Here is a 17975-nt window from a genome sequence, read left to right as displayed (position 1 = left end):
CTGCATGACTCGTTTTTACTACCAACAAAGCTACGCTCCATCGTGGCGGGCGGCCCATTCGGCATGCAGCGCCGCCAACCGGGGCGAGCTGTCGGTAGCCCAGTCGAGCGCCGATTCCATATCGGCAAAGTAGTGAGCCTCAAAGCGCATGGTATGCTTTACTAATTCATAAAGCGCGTCGATTGCCAGCTGATTATGCACCTGGCTACTGGAAATGACAAGCACCAAGCGGTCGAGCGGCAGGTCTACCAAGGTGGGCATCCAGTGGTCGCCCAGCCACAGCTGGTCCTCCAGCGGTAAGTTGGGGATGGTGTTCATGTCGAGCAGCAGCTGGCGCACGGCCAGCTCCCGCGCCAGCGTCAGCAGCTGCCCGGCGCTGGCGCGCAACTGGCGCGAATCGCTGCGGGGCACCCATTCCAGCCGTAGCACACTGAGTTCCTGGTCATATTGCAGGCAGATGTTAGGAAGGTAATGGAGCGGCACGGTAACTACTTGCTGAAGCGCAACCACGAAGATAATCAGACGAGCTTATTCCTGCCACTAGCGCTGGGTAGCACGCCCACAAAAAAAGGCCCAGCGAGTAGCTGAGCCTTTCTGGCAAGCCGGTGGCCCTGAGCCACCAACCCTATAAAACTAAATCTCGTCGAAAAACGACTTCTCCCCTACCGGCTCGGCCACGGCCTGCTTCATGCCGGGATGCGTGAGGGGCTGGGGCTGCTGAATATCGGGCCGGTCGGGGCCGATGGGCGTGATTTCGGGGCGGGCGGGCTCCACATAGGGCGCGGGCGGGTCGGGCACCGGCGAAGGGCTGGCCGGGTCGATGTGCGGGGCGGGCGCGATGCCGGGGTTTTCGGCCGGGGCGCTGGGCCGCTCGATGTCGGGGCCGGGGGCCTGGTTGGGGTTGCGGGGGTCGGGCTGCTGGCCCGGTTTGGGGTTGTAGCCGATGGGCTGGGCCGAGCGCTCGGCACGGGCGGGCAGGCCAAAATCGGCCCCCGCAGGGGCGCTGGGCGCGGCGGCCACGGCGGCGGCCGGCGGGGCAAAGGCGGGAATATTCGCGTTCATGGCAGGGGGGGGCGTAGGTTCGGGCGCGGCCGGTTCGGCGGGCCGCTTTACCTGTACGCTCGCCGCCCGCGAAAGGATGGCTGCCGGGCCACTTTTGGGGCGGGCGCGGGCGCGCTCGGCTTTTTCAAGCGCATCGGAAGCCAGGAGGTGCAGGTCGCGCACCAGCGTTTCGAGCTGCTGCTCCAAGCGCTGGCATTCCTGGCCCAGGCCGGCTACCTCCTTTTGCATGTCGGACACCGTTTTTTCGGCCGTCTGGTAGGCCTCGTCCACGATGGTGCGGGCGCGCTGGCGGGCTTCGGCCACGGTATTTTCGGCCTGAAACTGGGCTTCGCGGCGACGCAGGTCGGCATCGCGCTGGGCCTGCTCGGTGATGGAGTTGCCGGTGTCCTCGGCCGTTTTGAGGGTGCGGTAGAGCGAGCTTTCAACTTCACGCATTTTTTGCACGTCGTGCTGGGCGTGCTCCAGCTTGAGGCGCAGCTCGCGGTTTTCGTCGCCCAGGCGCTCCCACTGCTGCGATACCATGTTGAGGAAGGCTTGTACCTCGTCCTTGTCCACGCCCCGGAAGGCTTTCTCAAACGTCTTTTGGCGAATATCGAGGGCGGTAATTTTCATTTTTATAAGCTGTTAGCTGCGTTGATATAGAGCAAGTTTAATTCGTTGATTTTAAAACTGTCATGCTGAGCGCAGCGAAGCATCTTGCGTGCTGCACTAACTCCTAGCGTTTGATTTTACTGCACCACGCGAGATGCTTCGCTGCGCTCAACATGACGGACGCACTCGCCGCTCAAACCTAATAAACTTGCCATACGGCCAGGCTGCGGTCATCGCTGCACGAAACTAGCCGTTGCTGGCTGCCCGGCCAAACCAGCTTATTTACCGACGTGCCGTGGCCTGCCGCCCGCGCCCTGTCGAGCACGCGCAGCAAGGCCAGCGAGTCGGCATCCCAGAGTTTGATGCTTTTATCGAGCGAGCAGGTAGCCAGGTAGCGGCCATCGCCGCTGAAAGCCAGGTGGTTGATAGCATACATGTGGGCCACTACTGCATCTTGCAGCACGTAGTCGGCCGTGGCGTAGCGGCGCAGGTGCGCGTCGCGCCCGGTGGCCAGCAGGTGCGCTTCATCGGGCGAGTAGGCCATGCTGAACACCGAATTGGTGGCATCAGTAAGGGTGGTTTTTACGGCTAATGAATCGAGGTCGAGCACCCGCACCAAGTGGTCGGAGCTACCTACGACGAGCTCGCCGCGCGCGTCGCTCAAGGCCAGGCAGCGCAGGCTTTTCTCGCTGAGGCGCAGGAGGTTTTCAATTCTAAAATCGGAGCCGCGCAGCACGGCCAGCGTGCCATCGGCCAGGGCACAGTAGAGCCGCTGGCGCTCCTCGGAATACACTAGGTCGAAGATGGCGACGGGCGGCAGCGCCGTGGCAAAGGCCAGCTTTTTAGTTTGTAAGTCAATGGCCTGTACGCCCTGAAAATTCTGCCCCAGCAGCAGCAAGCCGCGCGTGGGCAGCTCGCGCAGGGCGTACACCGAGTTGTCGACCCGCGCCAGCAGTTCGCCATCCTGCTCGGGCGCGGCGGCGTTCCAGGCCACTACCATGCCATCGGCCCCGCTGGAGAAAATCTGGTCGGCGCCGGGGCGGCCGGCCAGCGCGTACACCGCGTCGCGGTGCCCGGCCAGAGTAGCGAGGTTGCGGGCGTTGGGGCGGGCGGCGGGGGCAGAAAGTGACATGGTGGGGAAGCGGCCGGGGCAAGGCGGCCCGCAAAGGTCGGGGTCGGGCGGCCGTGTGGCCGCGCCGGGGGCGCGGGCGGGCGCTATTTTCGCCGCTCGCCCGCCATTTATGCCGCTTCACTCCATCCGCCCGCTGCCCGGCGGGGCCTATCTGGGCCTCTGGCACCTGCTCGAAACGCCCGCCGAACTGTGGCCCCAACTCGCGGCCGCCGACGCCTACGCTCCCCTCCTACCTGCCCGCGCCGATGGCCCGCGCCAGGCGCAGTGGCTGGCCGGCCGCGTGCTGGTGCAACGAATGCTCGCCGCCACGGCTCTCTCCGACGTGCTTCTACCGCTCCAAAATGATGCTACCGGCCGGCCCTTCCTGGCCGGGGCCGGCCCGGTGCCTGCCGTGTCGCTGTCGCACTCGGGCGCGTGGGTAGCGGCGCTGCTGGCCCCGTCCGGTACAGCCGTGGGCGTCGATGTGGAGGTAGTGCGCGACAAGGCGCAACGCATTGCGCACAAGTTTTTAAATTATGATGAACTAACTGCTATTAAGCCGTTTATAACGCCAGACGCAACTACTGACAACGAGCTATTCAGCCTGCTCTGGAGCGCCAAGGAAACGCTCTACAAGCTAGCCGGGCAGCGCGGCCTTATCTTCCGCCAAAACCTGCTGCTCGACCTGCCGCCCGGCCCCTGGCCAGCGGCCGGCGAGCTGCCCGCCCGGCTGGCGCTGGGCAGCGCAATTTCCCGGCATTGCATTTGCTATTTCCAGCCGGCCGCCGGCTACGTCCTTACGTACTGCCACGGAGCTTCTTCGTAATCACTCGCTTTAGCGTATTTCTTTCCCGCTACTTTTTACCTCCCCATGTCGCTTCGCAAACTTCCCTTATTGCTGGCCGCCGCGCTACTGTTTGCTACCGTCACGGTAGGCATCGTGCGGGCGCAGAGTGGCACCGTAAGCGACTTTACGGTGCAAAAAACCGGGGGCGGCAGCGCCTCGCTCAGCGCCTACAGCGGCCAGAAAGCCGTGGTAGTCGTGTTTCTAAACCCCGCCTGCGCCTTCACGCGCCTCTACCAGGAGCGCCTGTCGGCCCTGAGTAGCGCCTACGGCGGCCGGGGCGTGCAGTTTTTGTTTGTCAACGTGCCCATCAACCTCGATAGCAACGAAGGCGGCGGCAACTCGCTGGCCACCTTCTCCGACGATAACGGGGCCGCCAGCGCCGCCCTCGGCGTAAGCAAGACCACCGAGGCCGTGGTGTTGCAGCCCAGCGGCGGCGGTTTTGCGGTGCGCTACCGGGGCGCTATCGATGATAACCCGCAGGTAGCCAGCGGCGTGCAGCAGCGCTACTTGCAGCAGGTGCTGGATAATGTACTGGCTGGTAAGCCGGCTGGTGTGGCCGATAAGCGGGCGGCGGGGTGCTTGATTAAGCGGTAACTACCGGGGCACCTCACCCCCCGGCCCCCTCTCCAAAAAAGAGGGGGAGCCGACCGCCAGCGAACATGATTAAAACATAAAAGGCTTTCAGCAATGCTGAAAGCCTTTTATGTTTCGTTTAAAATATCGTCAGGCTCCCCCTCTTTTTTGGAGAGGGGGCCGGGGGGTGAGGTTCCCCGAGCGAGCTTACTCCTCGTCGTCGTCTACTTTCGGCTTGTCGTCCGTCAGGATGGCCAGCAGCTGGCCTACCTCTTCCGCCTTGCCCAGCTCTTGCAGCTTCTCGAAGCTCACTTGCAGGTTGCGCATGGCGCGGCGCACGATGTCGAGGTGCGAGCAGGGCTCGTAGAACAGCTCCTGCGAGGTGATGCCGAGCTGACCCACATAGTGCTCAATATCAGCGCGGGAGAGCACCACGCCGCGGTTGTAGCAATTGATGTAGAAGCTCAGCGGCTGGTCGGCGAGCTGGTAGGTGAGCACGAACAGGTTGGGCAAATTCACGCCGAAAATTGGCAAGTCGAGGCGCTGGGCCACCAGCAGGTAGATAACGCAGAGCGAGAGCGGGTTGCCGCGCTTGGTTTCAATCACGCGCTGGAGCATGGAGTTGGCCGGCGAGTGGAAGTGCTGGGTATTGGCCGAAAACTTGTGGTTGCGGAAAATAACGTGGTTCAGCACCTGCACCTGGTCGGCGGGGTGCATCTCGGAGCGCAATAAGGTCCAGGCCTCGAAGCGCAGCTGCTCGATGGCCCGGTTAAGGGCCTGAAGGTCAGCATCGGGGTATTGGTAGGAATTGAGCAGCCACATGCCTTCGAGCAGGTCTTGCGCGCCCGAGTCGCGCCACACGCGCAGGCGCTGCTGCAAGCCCTCAAACTGGAGCTGGTGAATAAGGTCTTCGAGACGCTGCTGCTGCTGGGGGTCCAGGGTTTCTTCCCACGACTCTTCGAGGTAGGGAATAATCGTCTCGCCCAGGTTCTGGATTTCGCTCTGAATCTGGGGGGCTATTTCCGGGTCGTCGAGCAGCGAAATGAGGGCTTTTATTTCTTTGGTCGTCATCAAGCGCAAGTTTTGCAGAGGTAACAGCTTTCGCAAGTTTTTTCTTTAGAAACAACCCACGAAAGCGGCAAGTAGTGCCCCAGTGGGCAGGCTTGTTGTTGCTACGTAGTTTTCGCGCAGTGTTTCGCAGTGTCAAAGCGCAGTGCCGCGCAGTGCCGATTAAAAAATACTGCGCGACACTGCGCTTTAACACTGCGAAACACTGCGCGAAAATCGTTAGCGCAACAAATTAGTCTTAGCCATTTCCAGCAGCTCGCCGCCGCGCCCGTCCATGAGCGCCTTGAGGGCGTAGAGGCTAAAACCCTTGGCTTGGGCTACTTCGATGTGCGGGGGCATACTCAACTCCTGGCGCTTCACTACGGCGTCTACTATCACGGGGCCGTCGTGGGCGAGGGCTTCGCGCAGCGTGCTTTCGAGGTGGGCGGGGTCGCTCACGCGCAGGCCTTTGATACCGGCAGCCTCGGCCAACTGGGCAAAATCGGGGTTGTCGAGCTCGGTGCCGTATTCGAGGGTGCCGGCGGCTTTCATCTCCAGCTCCACAAAGCCGTAGGCGCTATTGTTGAAGATGATAACCTTGATGGGCACCTGCGCTTTGAGCTGGCGCAAGGTCAGCAATTCGCTCAGGAGCATGGCGAAGCCGCCATCGCCGCACATGGCTACTACCTGCCGCTCGGGGCAGGCCAGCTGAATGCCAATGGCCTGCGAGAGCGCCCCGGCCATGCTGCCGTGGATGAAGGAGCCGATGAGGCGACGGTGCCCGTTCATGCGCAGGTAGCGGGCGGCCCAGATGGTGGGCGTGCCCACGTCGCAGGTGAAAATGGCGTTGTCGGCGGCCAGCTCGTTGAGCAGGCGGGCCACGTGGGGCGGGTGCAGGCTGGTATCGCCGGGCTCGCCGGTGGCCAGCTCGGCCAGGTGGGCGTCGTCGTCGCGGTGGCGCTGCTGGGCGGTTTCGAGGTGGCTGGCGTCGGGGCGGGCGCGCAGGTGCGGTAGCAGCTGGGTCAGCGTTTCGATAACGGTGCCGTGCAAACCCACCTCTACCCTGGTGCGGCGGCCGATGTGCTCGGCGTGCTTATCGACCTGCACCACGGGGGCGTTTTCGGGGAAAAACTGGCGGTACGGAAAGTCGGTGCCCAGCATCAGTACGGCGTCGGCATCCATGAGGGCGTGGTAGCCGGCGGGCATCCCGAGCAGGCCGGTGAGGCCCACGTCGTAGGGGTTGTTGGGCTCCACGCAGTCTTTGCCGCGCAGGGCGTGCACCACGGGCGCTTGCAGGGCCTGGGCGGCTTGCAGCAGCTCGGCGTGGGCGCTGTCGCAGCCGATACCGGCCAGGATGGTCACTTTTTCGCACTCGTTTAAAAGCTTGGCCGCTTCGGCAATCTTGCTCTTGGCCGGCACGATACCGCTATTGTGGCCCAGCGCCGGGATGCACACCGCGGGGGCCTCGGCCGGGAGGTGCATGACATCGCCGGGGATGACGAGCACCGCCACGCCGCCCAGCCCCAACGATGCCTGAATGGCCCCCTCGACCATCCGCACGGCCTGCTCGGGCAGGGCAATTGCCTCGCAGTAGTGGCTGCACTCTTGAAACAGCCGCTCGGGGTGCGTTTCCTGAAAGTAGCCGGTGCCGATTTCGATGCTCGGAATCTGGGCGGCCAGGGCCAGCACCGGCATCCGGCTGCGGTGGCAATCAAACAAGCCGTTGACCAAGTGCGTATTGCCCGGCCCGCACGAGCCGGCGCACACGGCCAGGTTTCCCGTAATGTGGGCCTCGGCCCCGGCCGCAAACGCGCCCGCTTCCTCGTGCCGCACCTGGATGAACTCGATGCCCTCGCGGGCGCGCAGCACGTCGGTGAGGCCGTTGAGCGAGTCGCCGACCAGGCCGTACACGCGCTGCACCCCCGCCGCTTGCAGGGTGTCAATGATGATTTCCGCAACTGATTTTTTAGGCATAACGCTTATCGGTTTAGCCGCTCTACGCAGAAACGCCGCGCCCGGCCGTAGTGGCCAAGCGCGGCGTTTTTCCCGATTGTCATTGCGAGCATGTTGCGCATCAAGCAAGGACAAACGACTCCTACTTCTCCCCTACTTGGGCAGGCTACCCAGGGCGGCCCCGGTTAGGGTTACCTGGGCGCTGTCGGCGGCGTGGTAGCGCAGCTGCGGAATGGCGATGTTATTCAAGGTCAACTCGCTCTGGTGGCCGAGCGTGAGGTCGGCGGCGGCGATGTGGTTATCAGCGCTCACTTGCAGCCACGGGTGGCTGCCGGGGGTGGTGCCGGTGGTGGCGTGCAGGTAGGCCAGCTTGTTGCCAATAAGCTCCACGCGGCTACCACGGTCCTGGCGCAGCACCAGACTATCCTGGTTGAAGCCTTGTACCCGCACCGTTTGGCTACCGCCGTAGTGCTTGTTTATCTGCGGCTTGCCCCCAATCTCGTCAACAGCATCGGTGCTGAGCGCGGCCAGGCGCGGGCAGCTGATAATAACCGTTTCGGCCCGGCCGAAAAACTGCTGCCGCTCGGGAAAGCTGGCCGTAATTACCAGCCGCCCGCCCTGCTGCCGCAGGTGCACGTACTCGGCCGCCCGCGGGTGCAGGCGCACGCTGAAGGGGCCGGACACCAGCTTCACGCTCACGGCGTTGGAGGCGGGCACGGCTACCTCGGTGAAGTCCTTGAACGGCTGGCTCACGTAGCCGCGCAGCGGATTTTTGTAGTCGCCCTTGCGGTACTCGGTGCGCAGGGCCATGTTGTAGGCCGTGACGGAGGCCAGCAGCACGAGCACGGCCGCCAGCAGGTATTTGCTACTGTTTTTCATGGGAAGAAGCCAGGGAAACGGGCGCGCCCGGCGCCGCCTTAAAGTGTGCGTAGCGCTGGCTTAGCTCCTCAAAGCCAATGCCCAGCAGCGAAATCGTATTAAAAAAAGCGGGTAGCTCGTGCTGCAAAAACCGCTCGCGCCGCCCGGCCTGCACCCGCGCCGCCGCATTGGGGGCCACGAAGAAGCCCAGCCCGCGCTTGTTGTAAATCACCTCCTGGCTTTGCAGCAGGTCGTAGGTCCGCATCACGGTGTTGGGGTTCACTTGCAGCTCGGCGGCCAGGTCGCGCACCGACGGGATTTTGCCGTCGGGCGGCCACTGCTGGCGCAGGATATTTTCACCCACGTAGCCGGCTATCTGGAGGTAAATTGCCTCATTATCATTAAATTCCATAGAATAGTAGGTTAAAGCTGCTTTTCGGTGAGGCGGGCGTAGGCGGCCAGCCACAGCAGTGGCAGCAGGGCCAGCAGCGGCAGCAGGATAGGACGCGACTGCTCGTCGGGCAGCGACAGAGAGGGGCCGTTTTTGAGGTTGACGGAGCCCAGCGGCATCGCCATTCTAAACTCCGGCCCTATCACGCCCTTCATTACCTGGTAGTTGATGAATATCAGCACGGTAGCCGCCAGAAAAAACACAAAGGCCGTTTTGATGAACTGATACTGCCGGAAGAAGATGCTGCCGTACAGCGCTACCCCGTGCAGCACCAGGAACACGATGCCCACGGTTATGACTGCCTCAGCATCGCCAAACACGTTGAGCAGCGTATTATCGCCCCGGCTGAAACTCAGCACCAGCCAGTCGGCCAGGTAAAAATCGGCCACGAACACCGCCAGGAACACGGGCAGCGAAAACAGCCAGGCTACCAGGTACTTCTCAAATTGTGAGGCCGGCAGCGTGAGGGCCAGCGCGGCCCGGCTCCCTACTCCAAACTGCCCCAGCATCGTGCTGGTAAAAAAGCTGCCCGCTCCCATTAAGAATAAGATGAACAGCACCGCCTGCCCAACGTGGCTGATGCCGCCGCTCAGGTAAGACAAAAAGCCCATGACCACCAGCATACCGCCTAGCAGCACGGCCGCGCCCAGGGCGTAGCGGGCCAGGTTTTCGGTGGTGTGCTTGCGCAGCAAGCGCCCAAAGCGCGGAAGACTAAAGAACTGGTTCATGCTGCAAGTGAGTGAGGTAAGTAGCCAGCGCCGACGACGAGCCGGTGAGCGCGTTGAATAAAATTTCTAAATCGACCTTGCTGAAAACTTCGCCGTGATTGGGCCGGATGACCTGCTGCCCGCGCACCGAAGGCTCGGCGTAGAGCGCCTCGGGCACCGCCGCGCCCGCCGGCGCGGTGCCGAAGTGCAGGCGCTCGGCCAGGTCGTCGATGGTGGCATTGAGCACCACGCGGCGCTCGTGCAGCACCAGCACCGTGTCGATGAGGCTGTCGAGGTCGCGCACCTGGTGCGTGGAAATGATGACGCAGCGCTCTTCGCCCAGCGCCCGCGCCACGAGCTTGCGAAACTGCGCCTTGCTCGGAATGTCGAGGCCGTTGGTGGGCTCATCCAGCACCAGCAGGCCGGTATTGGTGGCTAGCGCAAAGGCAATCAGCACTTTCTTCTGCTGGCCAAAGCTGAGGGCCGTGAGCTTGGCGCTGGCCGGCACCTCCAGCTCGCGCAGGTAGTCGTGGAAGGCCGCCGCATCGAAGCGCGGGTAGAAGCCGCCGGTGCCGGCCGCCAGCTGCGTGGCCGTGATGGCGGGCACCTGCACGTCTTCGGGCAGGAAAAACAGGTCTTGCAGGGTGTCGGGGCGGCGGCGGGCGGCGGCGTGGCCGTCGAGCTCGCAGGTGCCGGATACCGGGAAGGCCAGGCCCACGATGTTTTTGAGCAGGGTCGACTTGCCCGCCCCGTTTTTGCCGAGCAGGCCGTAGATGCGGCCGCGCTGCAAGTCGAGAGTGAGGTTTTCGAGCTGGAGCGCCCGGCGGGAGTAGCCGAAGTGCAGGTTGCGGATGCGGACCATTGGCGTGGCGTTTTAGTGTATTACTAACCTAGTACACTGCAAATGTAGACGGGGTTTTGACATTGCAAGCATTCCGGCGGATTTATTTTTCTATATATCCCACCCGGCTCAGGCAGCCGGTAGCGTTCGGCCCAAAAAAAGCCACCCGACCAGCAGGTGGTCGGGTGGCTTTTTGAAGAATAAGCGCGGGTCGCTAGTCGGGCTGCGAGGGTAGCTTTTCCACCGGCTGCGCCTTGGCGTTTTTGTGGAACAGCTTGTAAGTCAGGTTCACGACCACGTTGTTTTTAGCGGCCGTGTTTTGCAGAATGAACTGCCCCTGGCTGGCCGTGTAGTTGTAGTTGGCCTGGTTCACGTAGCCGACCTGCAAAAACAGGTGCTTATTAAACTGGTAGCCCACGCCGCCATACACGCGGTTGCGCTCGAAAACCGGGCCTTTGGGATTGAGAAAAATCTCGTCATACGCCACCAGAAACACGGTGCCGGGCTCGATTTTCTGGTGGTTGAGCGGCAAAAAGGCATTGACCCGGTAGCGAAAGCGTTGCCGAAACTCGGTGCGGTCGTCGCGGAACGTAAACCAGCGCTGCTCGATGCGGTAGCGGTGCTCGATTTTGAGGCGGTGCGAATACTGGCTCAGAATCAACTGTTCCCACAGGCGCTTTTCCGAGTTGAGCGGCCCCGCGCCCAGGTCCTGGTAGTCGGACGTAGTGTAGTGCCCACCGGCCACGCCCAATGTAAAATTGGGGTCGATGTCGAAAGTAGCCCCGCCCTTTAGCTCGCGGTAGAAATAGCCGCTGAATACGTTGTTGTTGCGGGCCTGCACCTCGGCAAAGCCGCCCCAGCGGTTGGTAGCCGAGCCCGGCAGCTGCACGGTGCCCACCAGCCAGCTGCCCCAGGGCTGCACGGGGTTGAGAACCTGGGCACGAGCATGCCCAGCTGCTAAGAGCAGCGGCAGCGACAGCCCCGCGATAGTAGAAATACGCATGTGGTAAGTCGGCGGTCAAGTAACTCGCCGTTACCGCGCAAAGATACCCGGTGGCCGAGCCAACCGGGTATCTTTTTTTGCACCTGCTGTCCAGAAAAAGTGTAATATCAAGTCATGCTGAACGCAGTGAAGCATCTCTGTCGCTTCATTGAACGGACCGGATGAAGTGATAGAGATGCTTCACTGCGTTCAGCATGACCTATCCTACTCTACCCTTACGCTCAGCGATAGCTGACGCGCCATATCACGCCGGCCCCGTCGTCGGCAATGAGCAGCGCGCCGTCGGCGGCTACCGTCACGCCCACCGGGCGGCCCCACACCTGCGGGGTGGCTTTCTGGCCGGCGTTGAGGTGCCAGCCGGTTACGAAGTCTTCGTAGCCCGCGCCGCGGCCGGTGGTGGCGTCGGCGGTTTCGGGCAGGCCGGCGGCGTTCATCTTGATGCGTACCACTTTATAGCCCGAGCCTTCCGAACGATTCCAGGAGCCGCGCATGGCCACGAAGAGGTCGCCGCGCACATCGGTCGGGAACATGGTACCGTTGTAGAACGTGAGGCCCAGCGCCGCCACGTGCGAGCGAAACAGCACCTCCGGCGTGCGCGTGCTGGCTACCTGCGTGGGCACCGGGCCGGGCACGCGGGGGTCGAGGTTGGCCGGGGCGAGGTAGGCCCAGGGGTAGCCAAAGAAGCTGCCGCGCGGCACGGCGGTGGCGTAGTCGGGCACGAGGTCGTCGCCCAGCCCGTCGCGCTCGTTTACGGTCGTCCAGATTTCGCCAGCGCGGGCGGGGTTTACGCTCATACCCTGCGGGTTGCGCAGGCCGGTGGCGTAGGCCGTCTGGCCGCTGCCATCGAGGTTAAACTCCTGGATGGTAGTGCGGCGGGTGTCCTGCTCCACCGTGGCGTTTTGCGACGAGCCGATGCCCACGTACATCTTGTTATTATAGATGAGCAGCGAGCGGGCCGGGTGCTGGGTGCCGGCCGGCAGGTCGGCCAGCTTGGTGGGCGTGCCGGTGGCCTGGGTTTGGCCGCTGGCGTAGTCGTAGCGCAAAATGGCATTGGAGCACGCCACGTAGAAGTAGCTGCCGTCGAAAGCCATTCCCATGGGCTGGTTGACCACCCCGCTGGCGGCCCAGGTGCTCACCTGGTCGGCCTTGCCGTCCTGGTTGGTGTCGCGCAGCACCGAGATTTTATTTTGCGACATCTGCGCCACGAACACGTCGCCGTTGGGGGCAATGGCCGTCCAGCGCCCGCCGGGCAGGTTTTCCTGGTAGATGTTCACCGCGTAGCCCTGCGGCACTTGCAGGGTGGCCCCGGCCGGGCGGTCGGCCAGCACCTGCGGGTAGTTGGTGGCCGACTGCGTGGCGTAGGGTGCAGGCAGGCCGGCCACCGTGAGCGTAGTGGTGGTGGGCGTGAGCGTGGTAGTGGGAAAATTGCCGCTCTCGGGCTGCGTGTCGCTGTCTTTGTTGCAGGCAGCCAGGCCGAGTAGCAAGCCGCTTGCCAGGAGTACGTTCTTTTGATTCATAAAAACTTCATTTTGTGTTGAAGCCTTTACGAACACTACGCTAAGGAGTTGTACTTATCCTTTCTTCTGGCCAGCTGGCGGCTGGCCGCTTAAAATTGCATCATCACCGGCCCCGGCCCCTGCTTCGGGATTTTGTACGTTTTCAGAAAGGCTTTCACGGCGGCCGGGTCGTCGGCCATGCCCTGCAAATCGGCTTCGATTTGCTTGATTTTAGCGTCCAGCTGCGCTTTCTGCGCCTGGTAGTCGTAGTCCATCGCGGCGGGCGTGGGCGTGTAGTAGTAGGGCTTGCCAGTGAAGCCGGACAAGTCCATTTGCTCCAGGTACAGGGCCTCGTCGAGCTCGCGGGCTTGCTCTTTCAGCAGCTTGTTGTAGTATTTGAGCTGGTCTTCAGCCAGGTTTTCGAGGTGGCTCTGGTCGATGCGCTGAAGCTCTAGCTGCAAGCGCAGCAAAGTCAGCAGCTCGCCAGCCTCGTAGGCGGTGGTTACGCGCTGGAGCAGCTCGGTTTTGCGGATTTTCTCGGCTTCGTCGGGCTCGCGGTCGGGGTGCAGGTGCTTCACCAAGTCCATGTACAGCGTCCGCACGGCCTTGGTGATGTTCTTTTCCTCGGCCTGCTTTTTCTCTTCGGCGGCCTGCTGTTTGGGAGTTTTCTTGCGCTGGGCGCGGCGCTCGGCCTGCTGGCGCTCCTGCTCGGCGTACTCGGCCATTTTCTGGCCCACGTAGGCCTGAAACTTTTCGGGCGTACTCAGGTCGGCGGCGGGGTCAAACTCGATGCCGAACTGCTGGCTGAACAGCGCCTTCATCATCTCGGCGGCCTGCTTATCGAGCTCACGGTCTTCCTCTTCGGTAGGCGGCGGGCCGGCATATTTCTCAATAATAGGCTGCACCTCGGGAAAGCCCAGCCGGGGCAAGTCGGCGCAGGCGTAGCCGATGAGGTCGGCTATCTTGGCGCGCTCGCCTTTAGTGAGCTTGGCCGTGTCGTGGGCGTGGTCGAGCAGGCACACGAGCGCGGCGCGGTGGGCGTTGTGCTGGCGTTGCAGGGGCCGGTACTCGTCTTGCACACGCTGCCGCAGCCGGGTAGCCGCGTCGCGGAAGTCAGCTACCGTTTTTTCGAGCTTGGCAATACGCTTGGTGAGGCGGTTAAACTCTTTCTGAGCCTTCGACAAGGCGCTGTTATCAGCCGCGACGGTGGGGATGTGGACGAGCGGCGCGGCGAGGGCGGCAGGTTTTTTTGGCCATGAGGCAGGGCAATGGATAGGCCACAAGGTAACGCCAGCAGGCTTGGCTTCGGCGCGCCCGCGGCACGACTAGGAAAGCAAAAAGCCGCTCAGGCAGTGGCTTTTGGGGTGAAGGCAGGAATACGGTCGAAGTCGGCGGCGTGGGCGCGTTGCGCTTCTTCCAGGTCGTAGTCGTTTTGCAGGCCCAGCCAGAACTTGGGGGAGTTGCCGAAGTAGCGGGCCAGCCGCAGGGCCGTGTCGGCGGTGATGCGGCGCTTGCGCTTCAGAATCTCTGAGAGGCGGGTTTGGGGGATGCCCACGTCGTGGGCCAGGCGGTAAGCGGTGAGGTTGAGCTCGGCTAGAAATTCTTCTTGGAGTACTTCGCCGGGGTGGATGTTGGGGAGTAAGTCCATAATGAGTGCGGCCAGGCTGGGCCGCGCAGGTTAGTCACATTTACTCAGTGGTAATCAACTATTTCAACCTTGGAAGCGTAGCCATCCAACCACTGAAAAATGATTCGCCATTGGTCATTAATACGGATGCTGTAGAAGTCTTTGAGATTGCCTGCTAGTTTTTCTAGCCGGTTAGCAGGCGGAATGCGCAAGTCGCCGATAGACTGCGAGTTATTCAGCATCCGCAACTTGCGCCGACCCACTTTCTGCACTTCCAGCGGCAGCTTGGTTACCTGCTCGCCACGCCAGATTCTCTCCGTTTCTTTTGAGCCGAATGATTCAATCATACTTACGATGCGCGTTACTAACGCCAAAGATAAGTACATTGTTTAGAAACTAAGCTCGCTCAGCTTTTACGCTTTTTGTTAAGCAGCACATTAACTATCAGTCCTTCATCGAGACACCCAAAGGAGACGGTCGATTCGCTATTGCAGCATTTGTATTTCACTTCTGCCGTAACGCAACGACAAGACAAGTCTAGGAAATAGTCAATGACTACCGCTATCGCTTCCACATCATCGCATTCATGGCAGTAGCCCGTTAGCTCAAACCCCGGTGCAATACCCGACCAACTACCTTGTGTGAGATGAGCAGCTTCAGCGGAGGTAATAGCGACGCGCTGGTATTCTATTGGCTCCATTTAAAAGTATTCTCAAAAATTATCTCACACTTGAACAACGTCCATATTATACACCTTCTCAATCAGCGCATAGTTAGCGGCCCTAGTGCGCCCAAAAGTACGCTCTCCCCAACCTTTAGTCTTATGAACACGCTCGCCATCTCCGTTACCCGGCAGGCCGGGGGGTTGAATTTCAGCTTGCGTCCTTTGGTGCGGCAGTAGGTCCGGGAGGTTTTTCCGGGGGCGACGATTTTGCCCGGGCCGGGCTGGCCGGTTTGCGGCACCTCTTCGTCGAGCACGACATGTCCGCCGACTCCTATGCCAGCATCAAAATCAGTTTCCGGGCATTAGAGCAGGAAATAGCCGCAGGGCTGCAATTAGTCAAAAAAGAGTTGCCGACAGAATCGTGCCAGAGTCGTAGAAGTGGTTTGGGCTTACCCATCGTCCTCGCCGGCAGGCCAGCGGTCTTGCTTTTACGCCGTGACTGACGTTCTGCCCGAGTGCGACACATCGGTCTGCTTGCTTTACTTCTTTCACCTAATTATCTGTTTTTGACATGCTGCAATCCTCGCGTTTCCCTTTCAGCCCAGATGCCGGCCTGCTGCTAATGAGAGTCTGGTTTGGCGGGCTGATGCTGGTGCTGCACGGCAGCAGCAAGCTCCTGCATTTTGCTACCTATAAAGGCGAGTTTATTGACTTCCTGGGAATAGGGCCGACCGCCAGCTTAGCACTGGCTGTTTTTGGGGAGGTGGTGCTGGCGGGCCTGCTGGTGGTAGGGCTGTTCACGCGCTTTGCGGCCCTGGGGCTGGTGATTACGATGGCCGTCGCCTTTTTCGTCGGGCACGGGGGTGCGCTACAAGGCGAAAACAGCGGCGAGCTGGCGTTCTTGTACCTGGGCGCTTACGTGGCGCTGCTTGTCGCCGGGGCGGGGCGATTCTCCCTCGATGCCTGGCTGAACAGCCGCGCTTCTAAGCTCCCCCGCTAAGCCTCAGAAAAAAGCCAGAATCGACAGAATCGTGACAGGATTAAGCGGGTGCTTTGCCGCATCTCACACGCTCTGTCATGATTTCTGCTTCTGTTTTTCGGCTCTCTTGCCTGGGTGCGCTGTGCGGCCTGACGCTGGCAGGCTGCCAACCCTCGGCGGCCGATACCAGCGCCGCGCCGCCACCCCCACCGGCGCTGCCAGTTGTGCGCCTGGACACGGCCACGGCCGTTACCGTGCACGAGTACCCCACCACGCTGCAAGGGCGGGTGAACGTGGAAATCCGGCCCCAGGTGGCGGGCACCCTGGAGCGGGTGTACGTGGACGAAGGTGCCGCCGTGCGGGCCGGCCAGCCGCTTTTCAAAATAAACGACCAAGTGTACCGGGCGCAGCTCGGCACGGCCCTAGGGGCCGTGAAGCAGGCGCAGGCCGCCCTGACCAATGCCAAGCTGGAGGTGGACAAGTACGCCCCGCTGGTGCAAAACCGGGTCGTAGCCCCCATTCAGCTGCAAACGGCTCAGGGTAGCTACCAGGCGGCCCAGGCGGCCGTAGAGCAGGCGCAGGCCAGCGTGGCGGCGGCGCGCCTCAACGTGGGCTTTACCTTGATAAAAGCGCCGGTGAGCGGATTTGTGGGGTTGCTGCCCAAGCGGGTGGGTAGCCTAGTGAGCCCCACCGATGCGGAAAGCCTGACGCTGGTTTCCGACGTGGGCGAGGTGTACGCCTACTTCACGCTCAGCGAGAAAGACTTCATTGCCTTCAAGGCCGCCTACCCCGGCGCTACGCTGGCCGACAAGCTGCGCCGCCTGCCGCCCGTGGTGCTGGTGCTGCCCGACGGCAGTCGCTACGCCCAGCCGGGCTGGGTGAATGTGGTGTCCGGCCAGGTGGCGGCCGGCACCGGGGCCATCGGACTGCGGGCCACTTTCCCTAACCCCGGCGGGCTGCTGCGCTCGGGCAATACCGGCCGCCTGCAACTGAGCCGCCGCCATCCCGGCGCGCTGCGGGTGCCCCAGGCCGCCACCTTCGAGCTCCAGGATAAAACCTTCGTGTACGTGCTCGGCGACAGCAACCGAGTGCGCCAGACCGAGGTGCGGGTGCTGGGCCAGAGTGGCCCCGACTACCTGGTGCAGGGCGTGCGGCGCGGCCAACGCCTCGTCACCACCGGCCTCGACCAGCTGCGGGACGGGGCGCGCATTTCGCCCACCAACTAAGCGGCGACGCCTTTTTGCGATGATAAAGCAATTCATTGACCGGCCGGTGCTGGCCACGGTTATTTCCTTGATTTTGGTGCTGTTGGGGGGCGTGTCGCTCACGCGGCTGCCGCTCACGCAGTTTCCCGACATTGCCCCGCCCAGCGTGGTGGTGACGGCCGTGTACCCCGGGGCCAACGCCCAGACGGTGGCCCGCACCGTGGCCTCGGCCCTGGAGGAGGCCATCAACGGGGTGGAAAACATGACCTACCAAACCTCGTCGTCGGGCAACGACGGGTCGGTGTCGGTGACGGTGTACTTCAAGCTCGGTACCGACCCCGACCAGGCCACCGTGAACGTGCAAAACCGCGTGGCCCAGGTGACCAGCAAGCTGCCGCAGGAGGTGCTGCAAATCGGCCTCACCACCACCAAGCAGCAGAACAGCACCATCATGTACGTGGACCTCTACAGCGAGAACCCGGCCTACAACGAGGTGTTTTTGCAGAACTATGCCAAAATCAACCTGCTGCCCGAGCTGAAGCGGGTGAGCGGCGTGGGCAACGTACAGCTCTTCGGCGACAAGGACTACTCGATGCGGGTGTGGCTGAACCCGCGCCAGCTGGCGGCCTACAACCTGACGCCCACCGAGGTGATGACCGCCATCCAGGACCAGAGCCTCGACGCGGCCCCCGGCAAGTTTGGCGAGGGCAGCCAGGAGGCCTTCGAGTTCGTGGTCAACTACCCGGGCAAGTTCAGCCGCCCCGCGCAGTACGAAGACATCATCATCCGGGCCCCGGCCGACGGCTCGGTGCTGCGCCTGCGCGACGTGGCACGGGTGGAGCTGGGCTCCTACACCTACGGCGGCGACTCACGCCGCAACGGCCACCCGAGCGTCTCGTTCGGCATTATCCAAACGGCCGGCTCCAACGCCAACCGCATCCAGACCGAAATCAATAAGCT

Annotated in this window: 19 protein-coding genes; 5 read left to right on the top strand and 14 right to left on the bottom strand. The window is 62.3% G+C overall.

Going from position 1 to position 17975, the window contains the following annotated elements:
• Nucleotides 1-30: 30 nt before the first annotated feature.
• The 3 genes from VFO93_RS14065 to VFO93_RS14055 all read right to left on the bottom strand — a co-directional run bounded on the left by VFO93_RS14065 (nt 31) and on the right by VFO93_RS14055 (nt 2785).
• On the bottom strand, nt 31-483 hold the full coding sequence (locus tag VFO93_RS14065; protein WP_325135017.1) for a hypothetical protein: 453 nt from the start codon (nt 481-483) through the stop codon (nt 31-33).
• Nucleotides 484-633: 150 nt separating this feature from the next.
• Nucleotides 634-1674, bottom strand: a complete 1041-nt coding sequence (locus tag VFO93_RS14060; protein ID WP_325135016.1) for a DivIVA domain-containing protein — start codon at nt 1672-1674, stop codon at nt 634-636.
• A 178-nt stretch (nt 1675-1852) separates the two neighbouring features.
• Nucleotides 1853-2785: a WD40 repeat domain-containing protein gene (locus tag VFO93_RS14055; protein WP_325135015.1), complete on the bottom strand. Its 933-nt coding sequence runs from the start codon at nt 2783-2785 to the stop codon at nt 1853-1855.
• Nucleotides 2786-2894: 109 nt separating this feature from the next.
• Here VFO93_RS14055 and VFO93_RS14050 point away from each other — a divergent pair, with 109 nt between their 5' ends.
• Nucleotides 2895-3590: a 4'-phosphopantetheinyl transferase family protein gene (locus tag VFO93_RS14050; protein ID WP_325135014.1), complete on the top strand. Its 696-nt coding sequence runs from the start codon at nt 2895-2897 to the stop codon at nt 3588-3590.
• A gap of 45 nt (nt 3591-3635) precedes the next feature.
• Nucleotides 3636-4205 carry a thioredoxin family protein gene (locus tag VFO93_RS14045; protein WP_325135013.1) on the top strand — a complete coding sequence of 190 codons (570 nt, stop codon included), beginning with the start codon at nt 3636-3638 and terminating at the stop codon, nt 4203-4205.
• Nucleotides 4206-4391: 186 nt separating this feature from the next.
• Here the strand turns inward: VFO93_RS14045 and VFO93_RS14040 are convergent, their stop codons facing one another.
• The 11 genes from VFO93_RS14040 to VFO93_RS13990 all read right to left on the bottom strand — a co-directional run bounded on the left by VFO93_RS14040 (nt 4392) and on the right by VFO93_RS13990 (nt 14514).
• On the bottom strand, nt 4392-5255 hold the full coding sequence (locus tag VFO93_RS14040; protein WP_325135012.1) for a transglutaminase-like domain-containing protein: 864 nt from the start codon (nt 5253-5255) through the stop codon (nt 4392-4394).
• Nucleotides 5256-5471: 216 nt separating this feature from the next.
• Nucleotides 5472-7205, bottom strand: a complete 1734-nt coding sequence (gene poxB, locus VFO93_RS14035; protein WP_325135011.1) for a ubiquinone-dependent pyruvate dehydrogenase — start codon at nt 7203-7205, stop codon at nt 5472-5474.
• A gap of 132 nt (nt 7206-7337) precedes the next feature.
• Complete coding sequence (locus tag VFO93_RS14030; protein ID WP_325135010.1) at nt 7338-8063, bottom strand: hypothetical protein; 726 nt, start codon at nt 8061-8063, stop codon at nt 7338-7340.
• Entirely contained in the window at nt 8050-8454 is a 405-nt protein-coding gene (locus VFO93_RS14025; protein WP_325135009.1) for a GntR family transcriptional regulator, read from the bottom strand. The genes VFO93_RS14030 and VFO93_RS14025 overlap by 14 nt, the downstream gene beginning before the upstream one ends.
• Before the next feature lie 11 nt (nt 8455-8465).
• Nucleotides 8466-9221, bottom strand: a complete 756-nt coding sequence (locus VFO93_RS14020; RefSeq protein WP_325135008.1) for a hypothetical protein — start codon at nt 9219-9221, stop codon at nt 8466-8468.
• A complete protein-coding gene (locus VFO93_RS14015; RefSeq protein ID WP_325135007.1) occupies nt 9205-10062 on the bottom strand; it encodes an ABC transporter ATP-binding protein in 858 nt (285 codons plus the stop codon). Before VFO93_RS14015 ends, VFO93_RS14020 begins: the two co-directional genes overlap by 17 nt.
• Before the next feature lie 193 nt (nt 10063-10255).
• Complete coding sequence (locus tag VFO93_RS14010; protein WP_325135006.1) at nt 10256-11044, bottom strand: DUF2490 domain-containing protein; 789 nt, start codon at nt 11042-11044, stop codon at nt 10256-10258.
• A gap of 221 nt (nt 11045-11265) precedes the next feature.
• Entirely contained in the window at nt 11266-12561 is a 1296-nt protein-coding gene (locus VFO93_RS14005; RefSeq protein WP_325135005.1) for a PQQ-dependent sugar dehydrogenase, read from the bottom strand.
• An 89-nt stretch (nt 12562-12650) separates the two neighbouring features.
• Nucleotides 12651-13724: a hypothetical protein gene (locus tag VFO93_RS14000; RefSeq protein WP_325135004.1), complete on the bottom strand. Its 1074-nt coding sequence runs from the start codon at nt 13722-13724 to the stop codon at nt 12651-12653.
• 161 nt (nt 13725-13885) lie between these two features.
• On the bottom strand, nt 13886-14188 hold the full coding sequence (locus VFO93_RS13995) for a HigA family addiction module antitoxin (RefSeq protein WP_325135003.1): 303 nt from the start codon (nt 14186-14188) through the stop codon (nt 13886-13888).
• A gap of 44 nt (nt 14189-14232) precedes the next feature.
• Entirely contained in the window at nt 14233-14514 is a 282-nt protein-coding gene (locus VFO93_RS13990) for a type II toxin-antitoxin system RelE/ParE family toxin (protein WP_325135018.1), read from the bottom strand.
• A gap of 888 nt (nt 14515-15402) precedes the next feature.
• Between VFO93_RS13990 and VFO93_RS13985 the strand changes: the two genes are divergently transcribed.
• The 3 genes from VFO93_RS13985 to VFO93_RS13975 form a co-directional block, all read left to right on the top strand.
• Nucleotides 15403-15831 carry a DoxX family protein gene (locus tag VFO93_RS13985; RefSeq protein WP_325135002.1) on the top strand — a complete coding sequence of 143 codons (429 nt, stop codon included), beginning with the start codon at nt 15403-15405 and terminating at the stop codon, nt 15829-15831.
• A 77-nt stretch (nt 15832-15908) separates the two neighbouring features.
• Nucleotides 15909-17036 (top strand): efflux RND transporter periplasmic adaptor subunit, encoded by a 1128-nt coding sequence (locus VFO93_RS13980; RefSeq protein WP_325135001.1) that lies wholly within the window; start codon nt 15909-15911, stop codon nt 17034-17036.
• A 19-nt stretch (nt 17037-17055) separates the two neighbouring features.
• Nucleotides 17056-17975 (top strand): efflux RND transporter permease subunit (locus VFO93_RS13975; RefSeq protein ID WP_325135000.1); only part of this gene is annotated, 920 nt, incomplete at its 3' end.

The organism is Hymenobacter sp. (assembly GCF_035709525.1).
In the GTDB taxonomy this organism is placed as follows: Bacteria; Bacteroidota; Bacteroidia; order Cytophagales; family Hymenobacteraceae; genus Hymenobacter.
Note: the sequence above shows the minus strand (reverse complement) of the source record. Positions and strands in the feature narration are given on the sequence as shown.